The organism is Coriobacteriia bacterium (assembly GCA_034370385.1).
Classification (GTDB): domain Bacteria; phylum Actinomycetota; class Coriobacteriia; order Anaerosomatales; family PHET01; genus JAXMKZ01.
Genome location: JAXMKZ010000005.1, coordinates 187,216 through 206,664, shown reverse-complemented (window position 1 = coordinate 206,664; position 19,449 = coordinate 187,216). Strand labels below are relative to the sequence as shown.

The following is a 19,449-nucleotide window of genomic DNA, read 5'->3' as shown; positions in this document are numbered from 1 at the left end:
TAGACCACCACGCCGGAACACAACAGTCAGGCGAGAGGGCGCTTCGTCGCCATTCCTTCACGTCGAGGGAGCTCAACCTCCGGCTCTCCGGTCTTGAGATAGGTGATCACCCGCCGTCGCTCGCCTCCATCGGGGAGCTCGTAGGCCCGATCGGCTGATACCACAAGCCCGCAACGTCGCGCCGCGACCTCGCCCCTCCTGAGCTCCTCGGCATCCGGCTGCCCCTTCAGAGCCACCAGAACTCCCTGGGGACGCAAGAGGGGAGCGGCCAGTTCGACCAGTGCCGGCAGTTCAGCAACCGCGCGAGCCACAACGCAGTCGGCAACGGCTCCCTGCAAGCGCGCCAATGCTTCAGAGCGTTCTCCGCTGACAGAAACCCACGACTCGAGGTTTTCCTGCAGCGTGAAGCGCCTAAGTGCGTCAGCCTTCTTCTTCACCGAGTCCACCAGGAGCGTGGTTCGACCAAGGGCTGCGCCGAGCGGTAGTCCGGGGAAGCCCCCACCGCTGCCGATATCCACGATCAGCCCGCTGCCTGCGGAGCGCACCTCCGGCAGAACGAGGAGAGAGTCCAAGGCGTGGAGGCGAAGTATGTCCTCGGGATCGGAGAGCGACGTGAGGTTGAGCGACTTGTTCGTCTCAAGCAGCCACTCGGCATGTCGGACGATCAGCGCCACCGCCGTAGGCTCAACCGGTATGCCCGCTGAGAGGAGCCAATGGGTCAGTTTCTGTTCCTGCCGAGATGTCTGATGTTTCACGTGAAACCTCCAAGGACTCCGACCATCATCATATCCGACGATGTTTCACGTGAAACATCGTCTCGCAGACAGAGGTCGGGAACTCGGCCCCGTTTTCCGCCCCGAACGAAGCAGGGCCCCTCACGGGGCCCTGCTCGGAGCTTCCCGTGCGCGTCGCCTACTTCGGGGAGATCACGACCTGGCGATAAGGGTCCTGGCCCTCGCTGGACGTGACGACTCTCGCATCACTTCGAAGCGCTACGTGAACCACGCGGCGCTCGAACGAAGTCATGGGTCTCAGCCTCACGTCTTGGCGATGCTTCGCTGCGCGCTCGGCACCCCTACGAGCAATGTCCTCGATCTTCTGCCGCCTGCGGTGCCGATAGCCCTCAACATCTACAACCACGGGATACCGGAAGCCCAGCTGGCGCGTTGTGATAGCACCAACCGCGGTCTGAAGAGCGTCCAATGTGCGCCCATGCCGTCCTATGAGGATGCCGAGTTCGCCACCGATGATGTCGAGAATAATCTCTCCTTCATCGCCCTCGTACTCTTCAATCGTCGGCTCGGGCAGCCCCAGATGGGCGAGCGTCTGCTTCAGTGCGGTAACGGCCGTGTCGGCCACCTTATCAAGGTCCTCATCGCTCAGCTCGGGCTCTTCGGGGGCCGCCTCTGCAGCTGCCTGAGTGGTAGCGGGTTCCACTTCCAGGTCAAGCACCTCGTCCGCCACCTTCTTGGCTTCCTCGAGGTCCTCCAAGTATGACTGCCGGATCCACACGCGCACGCGAGCCTGTTTGTCCGAGCCGAGACCGAAGATGGCCTTACCCGGTGACTCGAGGACTTCGTACTCCACGGCGTCCTGCTGGACCCCGAGTTCCTCGAGTGCGGCGTCAACGGCCTCCTCGACCGTGGGCGCTACCGTGATGCACTCCCGTTCCATGTTCACGCTCCTTGTCGGACGCGATGACAGATGCTTCGCTCTTCTATGACTTCTTCTTCTTATTGGAGCGCGCCTTGGCGGCGGAGTCCTTCTTGGCCGCCGCTGCCTCGGCTGCGGCTAAGGCGGCGAGCTCCTGCTCCTCGTGCTCGCCCTTCTTCATCGAAGCCATCATGATCTGCTGCTGGGCAACACCCCAGATGCTCGATACATCCCAGTACAGAAGCACGCCAGCCGGCGCGGTCCAGCCGAAGAACAGCATGATCACGCCCATGTAGGCGCCGATCATCTTCTGCTGCTTCTCGCCGGGCATCAACGCCTGCGGCAGCCACACGCTGAGTCCGAAGAGGGCGACGAGAATCACATAGGGCAGGGTAGCGACCAGCCCCTCGGCTTGAAAGACCATGCCCGGCGTCTTGGCAATATCTGGAATAAGGAAGAAGAACTTCCCCACCTCGCCGGTGTTCTCAAGGTACTGCATCATGATCCCCGGGCTGCCGGCGGTTCCTCCCAGAACTTGGTAAAGGGCGAAGAGCAGCGGCATCTGCAGGAGCATCGGGAGGCAGCCGCCAAACGGGTTGACCTTGTTGTCCTGGTAGAACTTGAGGGTCTCCTCCTGCAGCTTCTCTTTGTCGTCCGCGTACTTCTTCTGCAGTTCCTTGATCTTGGGTTGGATCCGCTGCAGTTCATACATGGACTTCGTCTGCTTGATGGTCAGGGGCATCAGCGCCAGCCTCACGAGCACCGTCAGCACGATGATCGCCAAGCCCCAATCACCCGTGAACCCCTCGATCCACTGCAGCAGGTCGAAGATGATCTGTTTGAATGCTTCCCAGAGTTCACCCACGAGGGTCGACTCCTTATCTGATATGGCCGGCTAGGGCACGGGGTCGTGTCCGCCCGGGGACCAGGGATGGCAGCGGGCGATCCGCTTAGCGGCGAGCCAGCCGCCCCTGAGCAACCCGTGGCGCTCGAATGATGTTAGCGCATATGACGAGCAAGACGGCGTGAACCGACAAGATGGGGGAGTGAGCGGCGAAATGAACATCTGGTAACCACGTACCAGAAGCACGGCGATGCGCCGAGGAGTGGCCCGGAGAGACTCTCCTGCGGTCATCAGGCGGCCCCGCCCCTCGAAACGACATCCTCAAGCGCTGCGAGTAGTTCATCGGGCTTCGCGGTGCCGGTGCCCTCTCGGGCGACCAGGGCGATATCGTAGCCGGGCCACGATCCACCCCTAATACGGTACGCCGCGCGCAAGACCCTCTTGGCACGGTTGCGCGTGACCGCATTTCCGATTCGCTTGCCCGCCACGAAGACGACGCGGCCCTCACGGCCGCGTCCTTCTGGTGTCCGAGCTATGAGGGCCACAACGAGCGGGTGAGCCACCCGCCGGGACCGACTGAAGATCGCCTGGATGTCGCGCGACGACTTGATCGTGCTCATTACGCCACCGTCCACACTGGATCGCGGTGGTCTACGCGCTTAGAACCTTGCGACCCTTCCGGCGACGGGCAGCCAGAACGGCGCGCCCTCCGCGGGTTGCCATGCGAGCACGGAAGCCATGCGTCTTCGCACGCTTCCGAACATTAGGCTGGTACGTTCTCTTCACTGTTCCTCCTAGGGCTGTCCCCGTCGTTCCCGGGGCAAAGCCCGACGATTATATGTGCGGCTTGTCGCACCCGTCAATGATGAATAGTCCGAATCGGGCGCTCCTGCCAGCCAATAACTCGGAGCGCAATCTGTGGACACTGTGGAAAAGGCAGGACTCGTGCTTGTGGAACCTGTGGATAACTTCTCAAGAATGATTGAGGGTCTCCGGGGCCAGTGCTAGAGTCCGCCGTGTCTACTGGGGGCTCAGCCCCTGGCGCCGTACCTTGAAACAAGCTCTCTATCAGTGCTTTTCATCTACGTGTTGCATCTCGGGAACGTGGCGGGTCTGCCGCTTTGGTTCGGATCCCTCCGCGACCCTCTGGCAGGCGCTTCGCCTGGTGGGCGTTTCCACAGCAAGCCCGCCCGGCTAGGGCACTTTCCACAGTCTCCGCAGAAAGCCCGACCTGCTCTGGTGCTGGATACACCCGCTGTCAGCAGCGGGTTCGTGCCCGACATGCTCGGTGCTGGATTGCCCACATTCTCCACAGTGTGGAAAGTTCTGTGGACAAGGTAAGAAACGCCACGTCGCGCAGGTCGAATACCTGTTCGCATCAGATGAACGTGCTGCTCAGAGGGCTTGTCGCTTGATCTCGAAGCAGGCCGGTCCGCAACACAACCGTGTGGATTTGCCTGTGGAATACCGACTCATTGTGGAAAGCTGGGGGAAATGAAGGCGTTCTACTCATCAAGCATGGAAAGCCTCGGTCGGCGCTCTTCGGCTGGCGTTGCCGGCCACGGCGCAGTCTGCTCTCTCGCGCGCGTAGCTGTATATGAGGGTCCCGGCTCTTCGCCTCGGGTTGTCGACGTCGGACCCGGCCCCGTGGCCGAGTACATCGAAGCCCTGGCGTCCACCGTTCACCGTCTCGCGAGCGACCAGGGCGGGGACATCCCGTACTCCGTCATCAGAGAGGTTTCCGAGAACTTCATCCATGCGGACTTTTCGGAGCCCGTGGTCTCGATCCTGAACTCGGGGCGCACGATTCGCTTCGCCGATCGGGGCCCGGGAATCGCCGACAAGGATCACGCCGTTCTGCCGGGCTTCACCACTGCCGACTCATCCATGAAGCCCTATATCCGGGGGGTGGGCTCGGGTCTTCCGCTGGTCCGAGACTATCTTGGCTTCAGCGGAGGAGCCCTCACCATCGAGGACAACCTCGGTCGCGGCGCCGTGGTCACCGTCTCTTCGGGCTCCAACTCCAAACCACCCATCGGGGTCTTCCGGTCCACAGGCCATCTGCCGCAAGCCCCCGAGTCTGATCCTGGTCAATCGGCAGACCCTTCGCTTCTGAGCGCACCGGAAGCCGAGTATGTGGCCGGCCCCCTTCTCACAACGCGACAGAAGCAGGTGCTGGCCCTTGTGATGGAGAGTGGTTCGGCCGGTCCGAGCCTCGTGTCCAAGGAGCTGGGCATTGGGATCTCCACAGCCTATCGCGACCTTGCGTCGCTTGAGGAGTTCGACCTGATCGATGCAGAGGGCGGCAAGCGAACGCTGACCGACCGCGGCCTGTCCTATCTCGATAGTCTCACCAGCTCTCTTTAGTCACACACTCGCTCGACAGGGGATTATCGTATGCCGGACATCAAGGCTATCTGGGAGGACGTTCTTGCGGTCATCCGCGAAGAACTCAATCCTCCGAGCTTCACGACATGGTTCGAACACACCGTCCCTCTCGACCTCACTGATGACGGCGTATTCGTCGTGGGAGTTCAAAACGAGTTCGCTCGGTCGTGGCTTGAAGAGCGCTACGCGCAGCGCCTCAGCTCGGCCCTGCGTCAGGTGGTAGGGACCGATCTTCGGGTCCGCATCGTCGTGGACCCCGGGGCGGCTCCGTCCACACCCGAACCCGCTCCGGTAGAGGCACCTGCTCCCGAACCGCAGAGGGTGGCCCCTGCGACCAAGACATCAGAAGCGGATCGCGAGCGGCCGTTGTTCGATCCTAAGTTCACCTTCGATTCGTTTGTCGTCGGCGAATCCAATGCCTTTGCTCGAAATGCCGCGATGGCCGTGGCCGAGCAGCCGGGACTCAAGTACAACCCGCTGTTCCTGTGGGGCGGCTCCGGGCTTGGGAAGACGCATCTTCTGCAGGCCATCGGCAACTACGTGAACCTGAACTTCCCTCACAAGAAGGTCATGTTCGTCACGTCTGATGAATTCATCAACGACTTCGTCGAGTCGATCAGCGCCAAGACCACCAACACGTTTCGGCAGAAATATCGTTCTGTCGACGTTCTGCTGATCGACGACATTCAGTTTCTTGAGAAGAAGCAGGGTACACAGGACCAGTTCTTCCACACCTTCAACGAGTTGCGCCAGCGAGGAAAAGCCATCGTTCTCGCATCCGACAGACCGCCCCGCGACCTCAATATGGATGAGCGCTATCAAAGCAGGTTCGCGATGGGCCTTGAGGCTGACATCCAGCCTCCGAACTATGAGACCCGGTTGGCCATCCTTCGCCAGTTCGTCGAATCCCAGCGCGTGGTATTCGAAGATGAGGCACTGGGCTACGTGGCTGAACGCTCCACGCCAAACATCCGCGAGATGGAGGGGGCCATCTACCGGATCATGGCCTACTGTGAGCTCTCGCGACGCGATGTGGTGGATGTGAAGATGGCCGAACAGGTCACGCGTGACCTGTTTCCCGATCAGTCACAGCAGCCGATATCCATCAACACAATCAAGCGAGAAACCTGTCGCTTCTACAACATCAGTGATTCTGAGCTGATTGGAAGCAAACGATCCCAGCCAATCGTCTATCCTCGACAGGTGGCTATGTACCTGGCCCGTGAACTCACCGATCTGTCTCTTCCTAAGATAGGAGAGGAGTTCGGAGGGCGCGATCACACCACCGTCATGCACGCCAACGACAAGATCCAGAAGTTGATGAGCGCCCAACGCGACGTGTACAACCAGATTCAACAACTGACAAACATCGTCAAACAGAAGGGTTAGACCCGGGGGCCTGTTGAAATACATGGGGACAACCTCTGGATTAGAGGGGGACAACTCGTCTCCTGTGTGGATTCTTGACAGAGGGTGTGGATACTGTGGATGAGATGAGCCGTCTATCCACACCCGCAAAAGAATGGATACGCGGTTCGCCACCAGCACAAACGGTCAGCGTCCACATATCCACCGTCCTTATGATGATTGTTATTGAGTGTAGATATCTAAGAGAGGAAAACAATGAAGTTAAGCATCGCCCGTAGTGAGCTCGTAGAGGCTCTGTCTATCGTGTCAAAGGGAATGTCCTCTCGGTCAACGCTTCCTATACTCTCCGGTATCTATTTCTCTGCAGACGATGGCCTGTTGACCCTCCAGTCAACCGACCTGGAAGTCTCAGTGAAACACTCCATTCCCGCCCTGACCGATGACGGTGGACAGGTGGTCATACCAGGACGTCTCCTGACCGACATTGTTCGCTCACTGCCCGAAGCAGCGGTCACCCTTGAGACTGAAGGCGATCATGTTCTTGTGAGGTGTCAACAGTCCGCATTCACGGTGAAGACACTGAATTCATCTGATTTTCCGAAGTTCCCCGAGGTAGCCGTTTCGGAGTCTTTCAAACTTCCGTCTTCAGTGCTTTCCTCGATGGTGAGAAAGGTGGCTAAGGCGGTTTCGCGTGACGAGACACGGGCGGTTCTCACCGGAGTACTCATGGTCATCGATGGGCCGATGATCAAGATGGTTGCCACCGACAGCTACCGCTTAGCGATGGATGAGGTAATCCTCGAAGAATCAGCTGGCGCACAGATCGAGGTGGTGGTTCCTGGTCGCGCTCTGGATGAAGCGACCAAGATCGCCGCGGGTTCGTCTGATGTGATCGTGGGCGTTTCAGACAACCAGGTCGTGTTTGAGTCGGGAGAAACCACCTTCGTAGCTCGGCGCATAGAGGGGACGTTCCCCAACTACAAGCAGCTTGTGCCTGAGCGCTCAGACGATGACACGGTCATCACCATAGCCACCGACGAACTGGCGGCGGCGGTAAAGAGGGTCTCTCTTCTGGCTTTACACAATGCTCCCCTGAGGGTCTCTGTGAGTGTTGAGGATCAGACTCTCTCCCTGTCAGCCACAACTCAAGACGTCGGAGATGCCTCAGAAGACCTCATGGTCAAGGTCGAAGGAAAAGACGTCGAGATCGCTTTCAACCACTCCTTCATGACGGACGGTCTGGCTTCCGTGAGTACCGACACTGTCTCCCTCCTGATCCAAAGTGCCATGAAGCCCGGGCTTCTCAGGTCGAGCGAGGGCGAGGATTTCCGTTACCTTCTCATGCCGGTTCGCTTGGGTTAGACCGTGGGCTTTACGGTCACCCGACTGTTGGTCAAGGACTTCAGGAACTATGAGGACTACGGACTCACTATCGATTCGCAGCTCACGGTCCTTGTTGGTCCTAACGCCGTAGGTAAGACCAACCTGGTCGAAGCTCTCGAGATGCTCACCGAAGCCGACTCTTTCCGCCGGCCGGCGTGGGCAGATCTCGTGAGAATCGGAGCCCCTGAAGCCAAGCTGACCCTTGAAGCAGCGGAGGGCGAGCGCCACCACACCGTTGAACTGACCATCACCGCGGGGGGTCGCAGACTCTATCGGGTCAACGGCAAGGCTAAGAAGTCTGTGTCAGACGTGTCAGGCATCATTCCCTGTGTCGTCTTCACGCCCGAGGATCTCAAGATAGTCAAGGATTCGGCCGAGCGCCGAAGGGCTGCTCTTGATGGGATAGGCGGCCAGCTGTCCAAGACGTACGGAAGACTCCGGCTCGAGTATGAGCGCGTGGTGAGACAGAGGAACGCGCTTCTGAGGCAGGACGACACTTCTGATGATCTGCTTGCCCCCTGGGATGAGCGCCTCGTCTCACTAGGCTCGAGACTGGTCATTCATCGAAGGAGACTGTTCGACAGAATCATGGAAGAAGCTGTTGAGGTATACGGAGATATCGCCGGCGACGGGCCGCTGGAGGCCTGGTACGTACCGTCATGGGACAGAGACGGCACAGCGGTTTCAGATGAGGATGAGGCGGCGTCCATGGAGAGGCATCTCGCAGCCAAGAAGGACGATGAGCGAACAAGAAGGACCACCCTCACAGGCCCGCACCGCGATGAGATCGTGTTTCACATCAACGGGAAGGACGCACGAGCTTTTGCCTCACAGGGGCAGCAGCGGTCTATAGCTCTCGCATTCAAACTTGCAGAGGTGGCCGTCGTTGCAGAGGTGGCGGGAGCAAAGCCAATCCTTCTTCTCGATGACGTGATGTCTGAACTCGACGAGGGACGGCGACACGCACTGGCCTCCCTTGTCGGTGAAGCGGCCCAGACCGTGATCTCGACGACGAACCTCGGCTACTTCTCCGAGGAGCTCATCGCTCGAGCAAAGGTGGTGGAGCTGCCGTGAAGAGGGCCGGCAAACAGACCCCGCTAGCAAGCGCGCTGGACGTCTTGGGTCGAAGGCTCGACGTGAAGAGCGACGGGCGCTATCTGCAGATGCGGATCAATGAGGCTTGGGAGAAGACGGCTGGGCCCACGGTGGCCGAGCATACGGCCCGGGTCCATCTGCGCTCGGGCGAACTCGTGGTCCATGTGGACTCCAACGTGTGGGCTTCCGAGCTTTCTGCGCTGGCCGGCCCCTACGCGAAGCGTCTCAATGAAGAACTCGGTAAGGAGTTGGTCAGGACCATCCGCTTCACTGTCTCTCGAGCGGTTCGCGAGCGCGTGCGCCAGGAGGGAGTCGAGGAAGAGAAGGACACCTACTATCAGCCGGCCCCGGAACTCGCGCAGCCTCTGTCCCTGAACGAACGCGCTCAGGTCGAGGCGTCGGCGGGAGTCATAGAGGACCCGCAGCTCCGTGAGGCGGTCGTGAAGGCCACGGTGGCTTCGATGGAGTGGCAGAAGGGTCAGAAGGCTGTCAAAACGCGCGAGGAGCCGTCTGGGGGCCTCTGAGAGCCATTTCGACCTGTTTCACCCTATAGGTTGTGGTAGACTACCTACCGCAACCACAATATGTCGTGGTGGGCCGTGGGCGAGCGTGGTTACGCCGCGGCGGACGCACCGGTGGACCCGCACATCGCGATCAGACTGACAGCGAAGGAGCGCGCGTGACGAACAAGGCGGACTCATATTCGGGCAAGGACATCCAGGTCCTCGAAGGCCTTGAAGCCGTTCGCAAGCGCCCCAGCATGTACATCGGCTCGACCGGCCCCAAAGGGCTCCACCACCTCGTCTACGAAGTGGTGGACAACTCAGTCGACGAGGCTTTGGCCGGCTACTGCACCTCGATCGAAGTCGTGATCCATCCCGACAACGGCATCAGCGTCACCGATAACGGGCGCGGAATTCCGGTAGACAAGCATCCCAAGCTCAAGAAGGCCGCCCTTGAAGTCGTGCTGACGATTCTGCACGCAGGAGGCAAGTTCGGTGGAGACGGATACAAGGTCTCCGGCGGCCTGCACGGTGTCGGCGTCTCGGTAGTCAACGCGTTGTCCTCGAAGTTGTGTGCCGAGGTCAAGCGCGACGGCAAGATCTGGTACATGGAGTTCGATCACGGCAAGGCCATAGCTCCGCTGGCAACGCGCGGGACATCCAAGGCCACGGGCACCAAGATCACCTTCTGGGCCGACGCGAACATCTTCGAGACCACGGTCTATGACTACGACACGTTGGCCACCCGTTTCCGCGAAACGGCCTTTCTCAACAAGAACCTGAAGATCACGATGACCGACGAGCGAGAGCTCGAGCCGCGCCGCGAGGAGTTCCGCTACGCCGGAGGAATCGTCGACTTCGTCAAGTACCTCAACGAGAACAAGGAATCGGTACACGCGCGGCCGATCTACTTCGAGGCCGAGGGTCCCGAAGGCTCCGTCGAGGTTGCGCTGCAGTGGAACACCAGCTACTCGGATTCGGTGCTGGCCTTTGCCAACAACATCAACACGCACGAGGGCGGCACGCACCTCGAGGGCTTCAAGAACGCGCTCACCCGCACCATCAACGAGTACGCCCGCCGCCAGGGCATCCTCAAGGAGAAAGACGAGAACCTGACCGGCGAGGACATCCGCGAAGGGCTGGCCGCGATCATCTCGGTGAAGCTCCGCGAGCCCCAGTTCGAGGGACAGACCAAGACCAAGCTCGGCAACACCGAGATGCGCGGGCTCGTCCAGTCGGTGGTTGCCCAGGGGCTCGGTGAGTTTCTCGAGGAGCACCCGAAGCCCGCCCGCGCCATCATCACGAAGTCAGCGCAGGCCGCAAAGGCCCGGGCCGCGGCCCGCAAGGCGCGCGAGCTCACGCGCCGCAAGGGACTGCTCGAGTCCTCCACGTTGCCGGGCAAGCTCGCAGACTGCTCGATCAAGGACGCGGCGCTCTCCGAGATATACCTCGTTGAGGGTGACTCGGCAGGCGGCTCGGCGAAGCAGGCACGTGACCGTTCGTTCCAGGCGATTCTGCCGTTGCGCGGCAAGATCTTGAACGTAGAGCGCGCGGGACTGAATCGCGCGCTTGGCTCCGAAGAGATCCAAGCCATGATCACCGCTATGGGCACGAGCGTGGCCGAGGAGTTCGACCTGTCCGCGGCGCGGTATCACAAGGTGATCATCATGACCGACGCCGACGTCGATGGCGCCCATATCAGATGCCTCATCCTCACGTTCTTCTATCGCTTCATGCGCGAAGCGCTTGAGCAGGGCTACATCTACATCGCTCAGCCGCCGCTGTACAAACTCTCGGTGGGAAAGAAGCACGAGTACTGCTACAGCGACCCCCAATTGCAGCAGGCTATCGCGCGTCATCCCGAGGGCACCAAGTACGCCATACAGCGCTACAAGGGCCTGGGCGAGATGAACCCCGAGCAGCTGTGGGAGACCACCATGGATCCCTCGAAGCGCACGCTTCTTCAGGTCACCATCGATGATGCGTTTGCCGCCGAGCAGGCCTTCACGGACCTGATGGGCGACCAGGTCGAACCCCGCAAGGAGTTCATCCAGCGCCATGCTCGCGACGTTCGGTTCCTGGACATCTAGCCAAGACGAGGGGAGCGCGACCGGGTCGTGGACGACCAGGGATTCGACTTCCGCAAGGAGTCCGACCGCAGGGAGCCGAAGCGATTCGAGCCGCCGCCGTGGGAGCGCGACGCGTTCGAAGAGCTGCAGCTGCGGCGCGCGGTCGAGCCTGACCAGGCGCCGGAGGCCGCTGGAGCGGCGGGGGCGCCTGAGGCGGCCGAAGTGGTTGTGGTGGTGGAGCCGACGGCATCGAGCCCGGAGCCCGAGGCGCCGGCAACACGCAGCGGCCCGAGCGATGCCGAGGTGACGGAGCTCTTGGCGGGGCTCGCGGCGCAGGAGCCGGATGTGGCAGCGCCAGCGGTGCAGGTGACGATCGGAGCCTCGATCGTGCTCCTGCCGATCGGGGTCATGATGTTGTTCTGGGGCATGGCGGCGCTTGCCAAGGCGGCGTCAGCCCAGGCCGGGGCCGGAGTGGCCCGTACGGGTGCGGCGGTACTGATTGTGTTCGGGGCAGGGTTCGTCGGATCGGCCTTCTGGCTGATCTACCGATTGCTGAAGCAGCGAGGAGACCTCTAGGTGAGCGACGAGAACACGACGATCGATACCAGCGGGACGACCCTGCTGCCCATCGAGATACAGCAGGAGCTGAGGACCTCGTTCCTCGAGTACTCGATGAGCGTCATCGTGGCCCGTGCCCTGCCGGACGTGCGCGACGGCCTCAAGCCTGTGCACCGCCGCATCCTCTATGCCATGAACGAGTCCGGCCTCACCCCCACGCGCGCGTACAAGAAAAGCGCCTGGACCGTCGGTGAAGTCATCGGTAAGTATCACCCCCACGGCGACTCCGCCGTCTACGACACGATGGTGCGCATGGCTCAGCCGTTCGCGATGCGGGTGCCGCTGGTCGACGGCCACGGCAACTTCGGCTCTGTTGACGGCGACTCTGCGGCGGCCATGCGCTACACCGAGGCCCGCCTGCACAAGATGTCGATGGAGCTGCTGCGTGACCTCGACAAGGAGACCGTCGACTTCGGACCCAACTACGACGAGTCGCTGACCGAGCCCAAGGTACTGCCCAGCCGGTTCCCCAACCTGCTCGTCAACGGCAGCGCCGGCATCGCGGTAGGCATGGCCACCAACATCCCGCCGCACAACCTCGGCGAGGTGATTGATGCGGTCACCATGCTCATCGACAACCCCGAGGTCACGATCGAAGAGCTCATGACCGCTGTGCCCGGCCCCGACTTCCCCACGGGCGGCATGATCATGGGGCGCGACGGCATCGTGTCGGCTTACGAGACCGGCCGTGGCTCGATTCCGGTCCGTGGCAAGGCCCACATCGAGCAGACCTCCACCGGGCGCACGCGCATCATCATCACCGAGATCCCCTACCAGGTGAACAAGTCCAAGCTCGTCACCAAGATCGCCGACCTCGTGCGCGAGAAGAAGCTCACGGAGATCTCGGACCTGCGTGACGAGTCCGACCGCAAGGGTATGCGCGTCGTCATCGAGCTCAAGCAGGCCTGCATCCCGCAGGTCGTGATGAACAAGCTCTTCAAGCACACCCAGCTGCAGCAGAGCTTCGGCGTCATCATGCTCTCGCTCGTTGACGGGGTGCCGCGCACGCTCACCCTGAAGGAAATGCTCTTCTATTACCTTGAGCACCAGAAGGACGTCATCCTGCGCCGGACGCGCTACGAACTGCGCAAGGCCGAGGAGCGGGCGCACATCCTCGAGGGCTACGTCATCGCGCTCGACAATATCGACGAGGTCATCAAGATCATCCGCGCCTCGGACACGGACCAGGAGGCCAAGTCCAAGCTCATCGAGCGCTTCGGCCTCTCCGAGATCCAGACGGACGCTATCCTCGAGATGCGCCTGCGCCGTCTCGTGGGCCTGGAGCGCGCCAAGATCCAAGAAGAGCTCGCCGAGCTGCGCGAGAAGATCGCGTGGTACACGCGGGTTCTGGCCGAGCCGCAGCTCGTGCTCGACATCATCAAGCAGGAGCTGGGCGAGCTGAAAGCCAAGTTCGCCAACAAGCGGCGCACGGAGATCACTAACGCGGCCAAGGATCTGGATATCGAGGACCTCATCGCTGAGGAGGACATGGTCGTCACCATCACCAACACCGGCTACGTGAAGCGTCTTCCCGTGGCCACCTACCGCCAGCAGAAGCGGGGCGGCAAGGGACTCCAGGGTGTCAACCTCAAAGACAACGACTTCGTCGAGCACCTCTTCATCGCCAGCACGCACGATTACGTGCTCATCTTCTCCACGCGCGGCAAGGTCTACCGCATGAAGGTGCACGAGCTGCCGCTGGGAAGCCGCCACGCCAAGGGCACCGCGGTCGTGAACCTGCTGCCGTTCGAGACAGAAGAGAAGATCGCGGCGGTCATCAACACCAAGCTGTTCAGCCCGGACGAGTACCTGATGTTTGCCACCTCGCACGGGATGGTGAAGAAGACCGCCATCGGCGCGTACGACCGCAGCCGCCGCGACGGCATCATAGCCATCAACCTGCGCGACAACGATGAGCTCATCAGCGTGCGCCGCGTGCGCGACGGCGAGAAGGTCATGATGGTGTCGACGGCGGGCAAGGCCATCAAGTGGGACGAGTCCGAGGCGCGTCCGATGGGCCGCGACACCATGGGCGTCAAGGGCATGAACATCAAGCCCGGCGAGCTGTGCCTCGGGATGGAGATAGCCCCCGCCGAAAGCGAGCTGTTCGTGGTGACCGAACGCGGCTACGGCAAGCGCACCAAGGTGGGCGAGTACCCGGAGCACCACCGCGGAGGTCAGGGCGTTCGCACGATTGCGATCACGCCGAAGAAGGGGCCGCTCGCGGGCATGAAGATCGTCGGCCCCGGCCACGAGCTGATGCTCATCTCCGAAGAGGGCGTCGTCATTCGCGTCAAGGCGGGCGACATCAGCCAGCTTGGTCGCTCCACGCAGGGCGTGAAGGTGATGAACGTCTCGGAGACCGACCGCGTGACCGCCATAGCCCGCGTGAGCGCCGGGAAGAAGGCGGTCAAGCCGCGCGTGGTGGGCGAGGGCCAGGAGACGCTCGAGCTGGAAGGCGCTCCGGGAGCGGAAGAGCCCACGGATTTGCTCGGTCACGACGCCCGTGAACTGGAAGCCGAAGAGCTCGTTGCCGAAGAGTTCGAGGAGGAGGAGTAGACCGAGCCGTAGACACCGAAATAGCGGACGAGTTTTGCCTCAGCGTGTAAGAAACTCACGAAGAGTTCGTTATGCAGGGTGTCAGAGCAGCGGAAAGAAGGGTATCCACCACTCCGATGGGCTTGTTGCACTCAGTGCTTTTGTGCTTCAATGCCATCGGGTGGCAGCGGCAAAGCGCTGCTCGCTGCCGCTTTGTGTCATGTACGTGAGGGAGAAGGGTGCCTTCTGGGGCACCGACAGAAGCCCGTGAGGGGGGATGGATTGGGGCACGCAGCGCCTCGGGACGGAGAGCGTCAGGCACGTCGACGTTCCACCTGAGAGGTCCCGGCGACGCGATCACTTAGTCGAAGTAACCCGGGACAGGTGTCAGTGTCAGTAATACCTATCCATCCGAACGATCACTCGAGAGTTATTGAAAGGAGTAAGTCAATGACGAAATTCGTACGCAACAGTCGTCTCAGGCGCGTCGTATCCACGATGTGTGCTGTGGCGATGCTCGCGTCGCTCGTCGTTATGCCCGCAGGCGCAGCCGAAACCGGCAACGTGACGTCATCGGTGCTCGCGGCGAACTTCGCTGCCACCGGCGGCGAGTACGACCGTGGAGTTCACGGCACGCTGAGCGTCTTCACCACCGGCACCGCCGGAGTAGAGGCGCAGCAGCAGAGCTCTGAGAGCTACGACGCCACCGGCAAGGCACAGACGCTGGGAGGTGGCGGCCTCAACGCCCTGGGTGTCACCTTCTATGAGTTCTACGTGACGGTCGACGCCGGTGACCTCTCCGGGTCGTTCGACCCGTCTTTCTCGTACGACACCACCACCGTTCCGGTCGTCGTGTCGTCGTCCACCACGGTCCAGGGTGTCGTGAACGCTCTCGATGCCGCCCTCGGCGCGCTGCCGTGGTACTGGGCCGGCGATGTTGACTTCACGAGCGGCGGCAAGATCCGCGTCGTGAAGCGCTACGCGAATGACGATGCGGAGATCTGGGTCCACTCGTCATCGGACCCCAACGATCCGACAACGGACCCGATCGGCCAGCTCAGCGTCGCTGAAGCGGTGATGGGTCAGAACTTGGATCCCTTGTACCTCGGGTTCTCGTGGGGCCGCTACTCGCCCTACAACGACACCTACCAGACCGGCGTCACTCCTGATATGGAGTCAATCGCCGCTACCTGGACGCCGCTCCACGGTGCCGCCATCGGCGGCTTGGGCGGCGCGTTCGACTACGGTTCGTTCGACGGGGGCATCGTCGACCCCGACGAGTTTCAGTCGGTACCGGACACCATGACCGGTCAGTACACCGCGGTCGTCAGCACGAGCTGGAGCGGTGGCTATGTTTGGCTGTACACTGGTAGCCGCTACACTCCCGTCGGCGACGGCACCTCGCTCGTTACTTTCGGCAACGGCGTTCGTGACCCGGCCATCGAGCAGAGCTGCGACGGTGGCGATGGATACAAGGTCCTCCCGTCCGTTACCCCTACCGTCGGCGCAGTGACGACCTGGACCGTCGATATCGACGATCCCGACTCTACCGCTGGCAACTGGGACTCGAACGAGAACGACTACAACGGAGTCTCGGTGCTCTTCCCGAAGGAGTTCGAGCTCGTTAACGGTCCGAACCACGCGGCCTGGATTGCCGATCTTGCTTACTCGTTCGGCTCCACTCCGACCGTGGAGACGACGAACACGGCCGAAGGCTGGCTCGTCACGCTGTCGAACTTCGTGGATCGCCAGTCCGCGGATCCGGACGACGGCCTCACGTTCAACGTAGCCCTCAAGGCCCCGACCACCGCTGGTGCCGTGGGCGTTGGCGCGAAGATCTGGCTCCACAACGTTGGTACGCCGTGGACGGCCAACCCCGCCGTTACCCAGCTGATCGACCCGCGCTACTCGGACTCCGTCCGCATCTTCAACGGAGACTCCCTGCCTGACGGCGTAGCGGATACCGACTGGGTTCCGGTCTTCTGCTACTGCGGTCCCGAGAGCATGACCGTCGCTCCCGACGTCATCAAGACCGTCTCGCTGGCAGCCGACGTGAACCGCGCTGAGGGCTACACTGCTCTCGTCGCGACCGCGAAGGACCAGTTCGGCAACGACGTCGGCGGCTACGCCACCTATTCGTCGCCGGTCATCTCGGGCCTCACCGATGGCGCGCAGGTGGGTAACTACTCCACCGGTTCGTGGATCTGGCAGTACGCCAAGACCCCGGGCGTCAACACGGCATCGATTCTCGTTGACGACACCCGCACGACCACTGTCAACGAGGCACTCCCCGTGAGCGTTTCGAACAACACGAGCGGCATCGGCGAGCCGGCCAAGGTCGTCATCCTGCCGACCGCCATGACGTGGGCCGACAGTTCGTCCCCGAGCTTCCAGATACAGCTCCAGGACGCCAACGGTAATCCCACGTCTTGGCTCGACGAGCACTCGATTGACACCGATTGGTTCCAGCTGAACGCTCACTCGCAGAACGGGCTGTTCCAGTACGGCGTCGGACTCTCGATCGTCAGCCGCTACATCTGGCGCGGCTGGTCGAAGTCGGCCGGTTCTTCCGGTAGCGGTGGCTCGTTCTTCCCGGGCACCGGCCCGAACACGAGCTCGAGCGCTTGGCCGACCACGTTCAACTTCATGACTGCCAATGGTCCCGACACGTGGACCGTGTCTGCGAAGCACCGCAGCGGAAGCGTCATGCCCGCGGCGTTTGCGACCGTTGACATCACAGGCGAGGACCCGGAAGTCGCCGGTGTGCCGGTCGGCTTCAAGATCACCGCTGACAAGAAGGCTCCCGCGGCCTACGCTGACGGCGACACCTTCTACAACGACAAGTCTGACAGCTACATGGACGACGCCTTCGGCTACGCAGCCGCTGGCGGCGAAGACAAGATCGTCCTGACCGCACGCGTTGTCGACGCCTACGGCAACACGATCACCAACGGCACCGCGAACATCCCCGTCCGCTTCGAGATTCCGAAGTTCGACCGGGTCAACGCGATCATGCCGACGGGTCACGTCTACAACACGACGACCAACGCCCAGGGCGTTGCCACCGTCGAGGTCAAGTCGTTTGAGCCCACGCTCAGCCGCCGCAACGCACCGAGCCCGATCAGTACTTCAAGCTGGTTCTCGCCGGTTCGTGCGACCACGTCGGTGTTCTTCGGCAGCGCTGACTGGGCCAACCCGTGTGGCGACACCGAGGCCTTCGAGGGCTACGGCTTCACCTACTTCCACGGCGCGAGCGTCGAGGCTGCTCTTGCCACGACTCCCGAGGGCGATGCCAAGATGATCGCGCTGGCTGACGGCGTGGATACCATGGGCTACAACGTCACGGTGACCGACTCGGCGTTCAACACTCCGATTCCCAACTGGGACCTGAAGTTCACGACCTCCTTCGGTAGCTTCGCTAATGGCAGCCAGGCCGTCACCGTGACGACCGACGCCATGGGTAAGGCCTCCGCTCCGGTGAAGTCCGCCAACGCGGGCACCGCGTACCTGCGCGTGTTCGATCGCTGGCGCAACGCCTTCACCACCGGCGTTGACTTCACCGACTACGCGACCAAGTTCACGGTCGTCGAGCCGACCATGCGTGCGGGCGATCGTGCCCTCGCCAAGGTCATCGCTTGGGCCGAGAACATCAAGACCGGTCAGCGCGTCCAGTGGGACGACCTTAACGACGTCGACTTCTACAGCGATAATGTCTACGGCTACGACGTGAACAACATTCACGGCGACGGCGTCAACGTCCCGCAGTGGACGAACGATATCGTTCTCGACAGCGACCCCATGGTCGACACCGACAACAACGGCAAGTATGACGCCGTGTCGTTCTCCATCCCGGCCTTCGACGACTCGTCGATCACCTTCGAGTCGGCCGGCAAGCGCTACGCGCTCGTTGGTGGATCGTTCGAACTCGCCACGTGGTACAACAACGTCTTCTACGATGAGATCTCCGTCGTGGCAGCTCCGGCTCGCCCCGAGGTTGACTTCATCAAGGAAGCCACGCTGATGGCCGAGGGCACCCAGCTCGACTCCGGTCTCAACCTCACCGGTGCTGGCTTCACGCCGGCCCACGTGAGCGATGCCGTCCAGATCTACCTTGGCGACATCACGACCCACGGTCGTAACAACTCCAACTACGTCGGCGAGGCGTACGTAGGCCGTGATGGCTCGCTGCTTCCGACTGGCGTCTTCAATGGCGTCGGCCAGATGGCTCCCGGCGAGTACGACATCACCGTTGACGGACTGGTCTTCAAGGACGGTCTCGTCATCAAGAACCTGTTCAACCAGGCTCAGATCAAAATCCAGAACATCAGCGCCCGCAATGGCGATCAGATCTACATCGCCCCGGGCAAGAACTACAACCTCAATGTTGAGGCCTATGGCGCTCAGAACATCGAGGTCTGGATTGGCAACCTGAAGCTGGTTCAGTCTGCTTCGACGGGCATGTTCGTCATCCCGACCGGTCGTCTCAGCGGTGGCAAGCACACCATCACCGCCAAGATCACCTGGCCGACGATGCGGGCGGCCGCGAACGGTTACTATGGTGGCTACACCACCGTCGTCAAGCGTGACGTTTACCTCCAGGCCCCGCTCAGGTTCCAGACGCCTTCGCTCTCCACGAGCGGTCGTACGCTCAGGGTGTCCGGCACCGTCAGCGGTCCTGCTGAGTACAACGGCACGACGCAGTTCAAGGTCAAGCTGACTGCTCAGCGACTCGTGAACGGCAGGTGGAGCTCGGTCAGGTCCGTGTGGGTTACTTCCAACGGCGCCTCGACGAACAAGTTCAGCGGAAACATCGGCGTCAGCTCCGCTGGCACCTACCGCGTGGTCGTGTCGCACGGTGACACGCCGCACCCCTTCTCCTCAAGGGCTTCGGGGAGCAGGTCGGTCAGGTAGTCTGACCGAAGCAACATGATTCACCGCGGAGGCGGGGTCCGAAAGGGCCCCGCCTCTCGCTATGCCCCGGTGTCGCCAC

At 61.7% G+C, this 19,449-nt stretch carries 15 protein-coding genes; 9 read left to right on the top strand and 6 right to left on the bottom strand.

Annotation, left to right across the window (positions count from 1 at the left end):
- Positions 1-26: 26 nt before the first annotated feature.
- The 6 genes from rsmG to rpmH all read right to left on the bottom strand — a co-directional run bounded on the left by rsmG (position 27) and on the right by rpmH (position 3,283).
- Positions 27-755, bottom strand: a complete 729-nt coding sequence (gene rsmG, locus U1E26_01970; protein MDZ4168409.1) for a 16S rRNA (guanine(527)-N(7))-methyltransferase RsmG — start codon at positions 753-755, stop codon at positions 27-29.
- A gap of 157 nt (positions 756-912) precedes the next feature.
- Positions 913-1,674: an RNA-binding cell elongation regulator Jag/EloR gene (gene jag / locus U1E26_01965; protein ID MDZ4168408.1), complete on the bottom strand. Its 762-nt coding sequence runs from the start codon at positions 1,672-1,674 to the stop codon at positions 913-915.
- Positions 1,675-1,717: 43 nt separating this feature from the next.
- The gene (locus U1E26_01960; protein MDZ4168407.1) at positions 1,718-2,518 is read right to left on the bottom strand and encodes a YidC/Oxa1 family membrane protein insertase; all 801 of its coding nucleotides are present in this window, start codon (positions 2,516-2,518) and stop codon (positions 1,718-1,720) included.
- Between the two features lie 30 nt (positions 2,519-2,548).
- Complete coding sequence (gene yidD, locus U1E26_01955) at positions 2,549-2,719, bottom strand: membrane protein insertion efficiency factor YidD (protein ID MDZ4168406.1); 171 nt, start codon at positions 2,717-2,719, stop codon at positions 2,549-2,551.
- A gap of 68 nt (positions 2,720-2,787) precedes the next feature.
- Positions 2,788-3,117, bottom strand: coding sequence for a ribonuclease P protein component (rnpA, locus tag U1E26_01950; protein MDZ4168405.1), 330 nt, complete (start codon positions 3,115-3,117; stop codon positions 2,788-2,790).
- Positions 3,118-3,148: 31 nt separating this feature from the next.
- A complete protein-coding gene (gene rpmH, locus U1E26_01945) occupies positions 3,149-3,283 on the bottom strand; it encodes a 50S ribosomal protein L34 (protein ID MDZ4168404.1) in 135 nt (44 codons plus the stop codon).
- Positions 3,284-4,144: 861 nt separating this feature from the next.
- Between rpmH and U1E26_01940 the strand changes: the two genes are divergently transcribed.
- The 9 genes from U1E26_01940 (at position 4,145) to U1E26_01900 (ending at position 19,370) form a co-directional block, all read left to right on the top strand.
- Positions 4,145-4,864, top strand: coding sequence for an ATP-binding protein (locus U1E26_01940; protein MDZ4168403.1), 720 nt, complete (start codon positions 4,145-4,147; stop codon positions 4,862-4,864).
- A gap of 30 nt (positions 4,865-4,894) precedes the next feature.
- Positions 4,895-6,274 carry a chromosomal replication initiator protein DnaA gene (gene dnaA / locus U1E26_01935; GenBank protein ID MDZ4168402.1) on the top strand — a complete coding sequence of 460 codons (1,380 nt, stop codon included), beginning with the start codon at positions 4,895-4,897 and terminating at the stop codon, positions 6,272-6,274.
- Between the two features lie 234 nt (positions 6,275-6,508).
- Complete coding sequence (gene dnaN, locus U1E26_01930) at positions 6,509-7,615, top strand: DNA polymerase III subunit beta (protein MDZ4168401.1); 1,107 nt, start codon at positions 6,509-6,511, stop codon at positions 7,613-7,615.
- Between the two features lie 3 nt (positions 7,616-7,618).
- Positions 7,619-8,710: a DNA replication/repair protein RecF gene (locus tag U1E26_01925; GenBank protein ID MDZ4168400.1), complete on the top strand. Its 1,092-nt coding sequence runs from the start codon at positions 7,619-7,621 to the stop codon at positions 8,708-8,710.
- A complete protein-coding gene (locus U1E26_01920; protein ID MDZ4168399.1) occupies positions 8,707-9,255 on the top strand; it encodes a DUF721 domain-containing protein in 549 nt (182 codons plus the stop codon). Before U1E26_01925 ends, U1E26_01920 begins: the two co-directional genes overlap by 4 nt.
- Before the next feature lie 155 nt (positions 9,256-9,410).
- Positions 9,411-11,324 (top strand): DNA topoisomerase (ATP-hydrolyzing) subunit B, encoded by a 1,914-nt coding sequence (gene gyrB, locus U1E26_01915; protein MDZ4168398.1) that lies wholly within the window; start codon positions 9,411-9,413, stop codon positions 11,322-11,324.
- A gap of 27 nt (positions 11,325-11,351) precedes the next feature.
- The gene (locus U1E26_01910; GenBank protein ID MDZ4168397.1) at positions 11,352-11,879 is read left to right on the top strand and encodes a hypothetical protein; all 528 of its coding nucleotides are present in this window, start codon (positions 11,352-11,354) and stop codon (positions 11,877-11,879) included.
- Between the two features lie 21 nt (positions 11,880-11,900).
- Positions 11,901-14,480, top strand: coding sequence for a DNA gyrase subunit A (gene gyrA, locus U1E26_01905; GenBank protein ID MDZ4168396.1), 2,580 nt, complete (start codon positions 11,901-11,903; stop codon positions 14,478-14,480).
- A 429-nt stretch (positions 14,481-14,909) separates the two neighbouring features.
- On the top strand, positions 14,910-19,370 hold the full coding sequence (locus tag U1E26_01900) for an Ig-like domain-containing protein (protein ID MDZ4168395.1): 4,461 nt from the start codon (positions 14,910-14,912) through the stop codon (positions 19,368-19,370).
- The last annotated feature ends 79 nt before the right edge of the window (positions 19,371-19,449 follow it).

Bases quoted from the DNA above. Each gene is read 5' to 3' on its own strand.
- jag (MDZ4168408.1), bottom strand. From the start codon at position 1,674: ATGGAACGGGAGTGCATCACGGTAGCGCCCACGGTCGAGGAGGCCGTT.
- yidD (MDZ4168406.1), bottom strand. From the start codon at position 2,719: ATGTTCATTTCGCCGCTCACTCCCCCATCTTGTCGGTTCACGCCGTCT.
- rnpA (MDZ4168405.1), bottom strand. From the start codon at position 3,117: ATGAGCACGATCAAGTCGTCGCGCGACATCCAGGCGATCTTCAGTCGG.
- dnaA (MDZ4168402.1), top strand. From the start codon at position 4,895: ATGCCGGACATCAAGGCTATCTGGGAGGACGTTCTTGCGGTCATCCGC.
- dnaN (MDZ4168401.1), top strand. From the start codon at position 6,509: ATGAAGTTAAGCATCGCCCGTAGTGAGCTCGTAGAGGCTCTGTCTATC.
- U1E26_01900 (MDZ4168395.1), top strand. From the start codon at position 14,910: ATGACGAAATTCGTACGCAACAGTCGTCTCAGGCGCGTCGTATCCACG.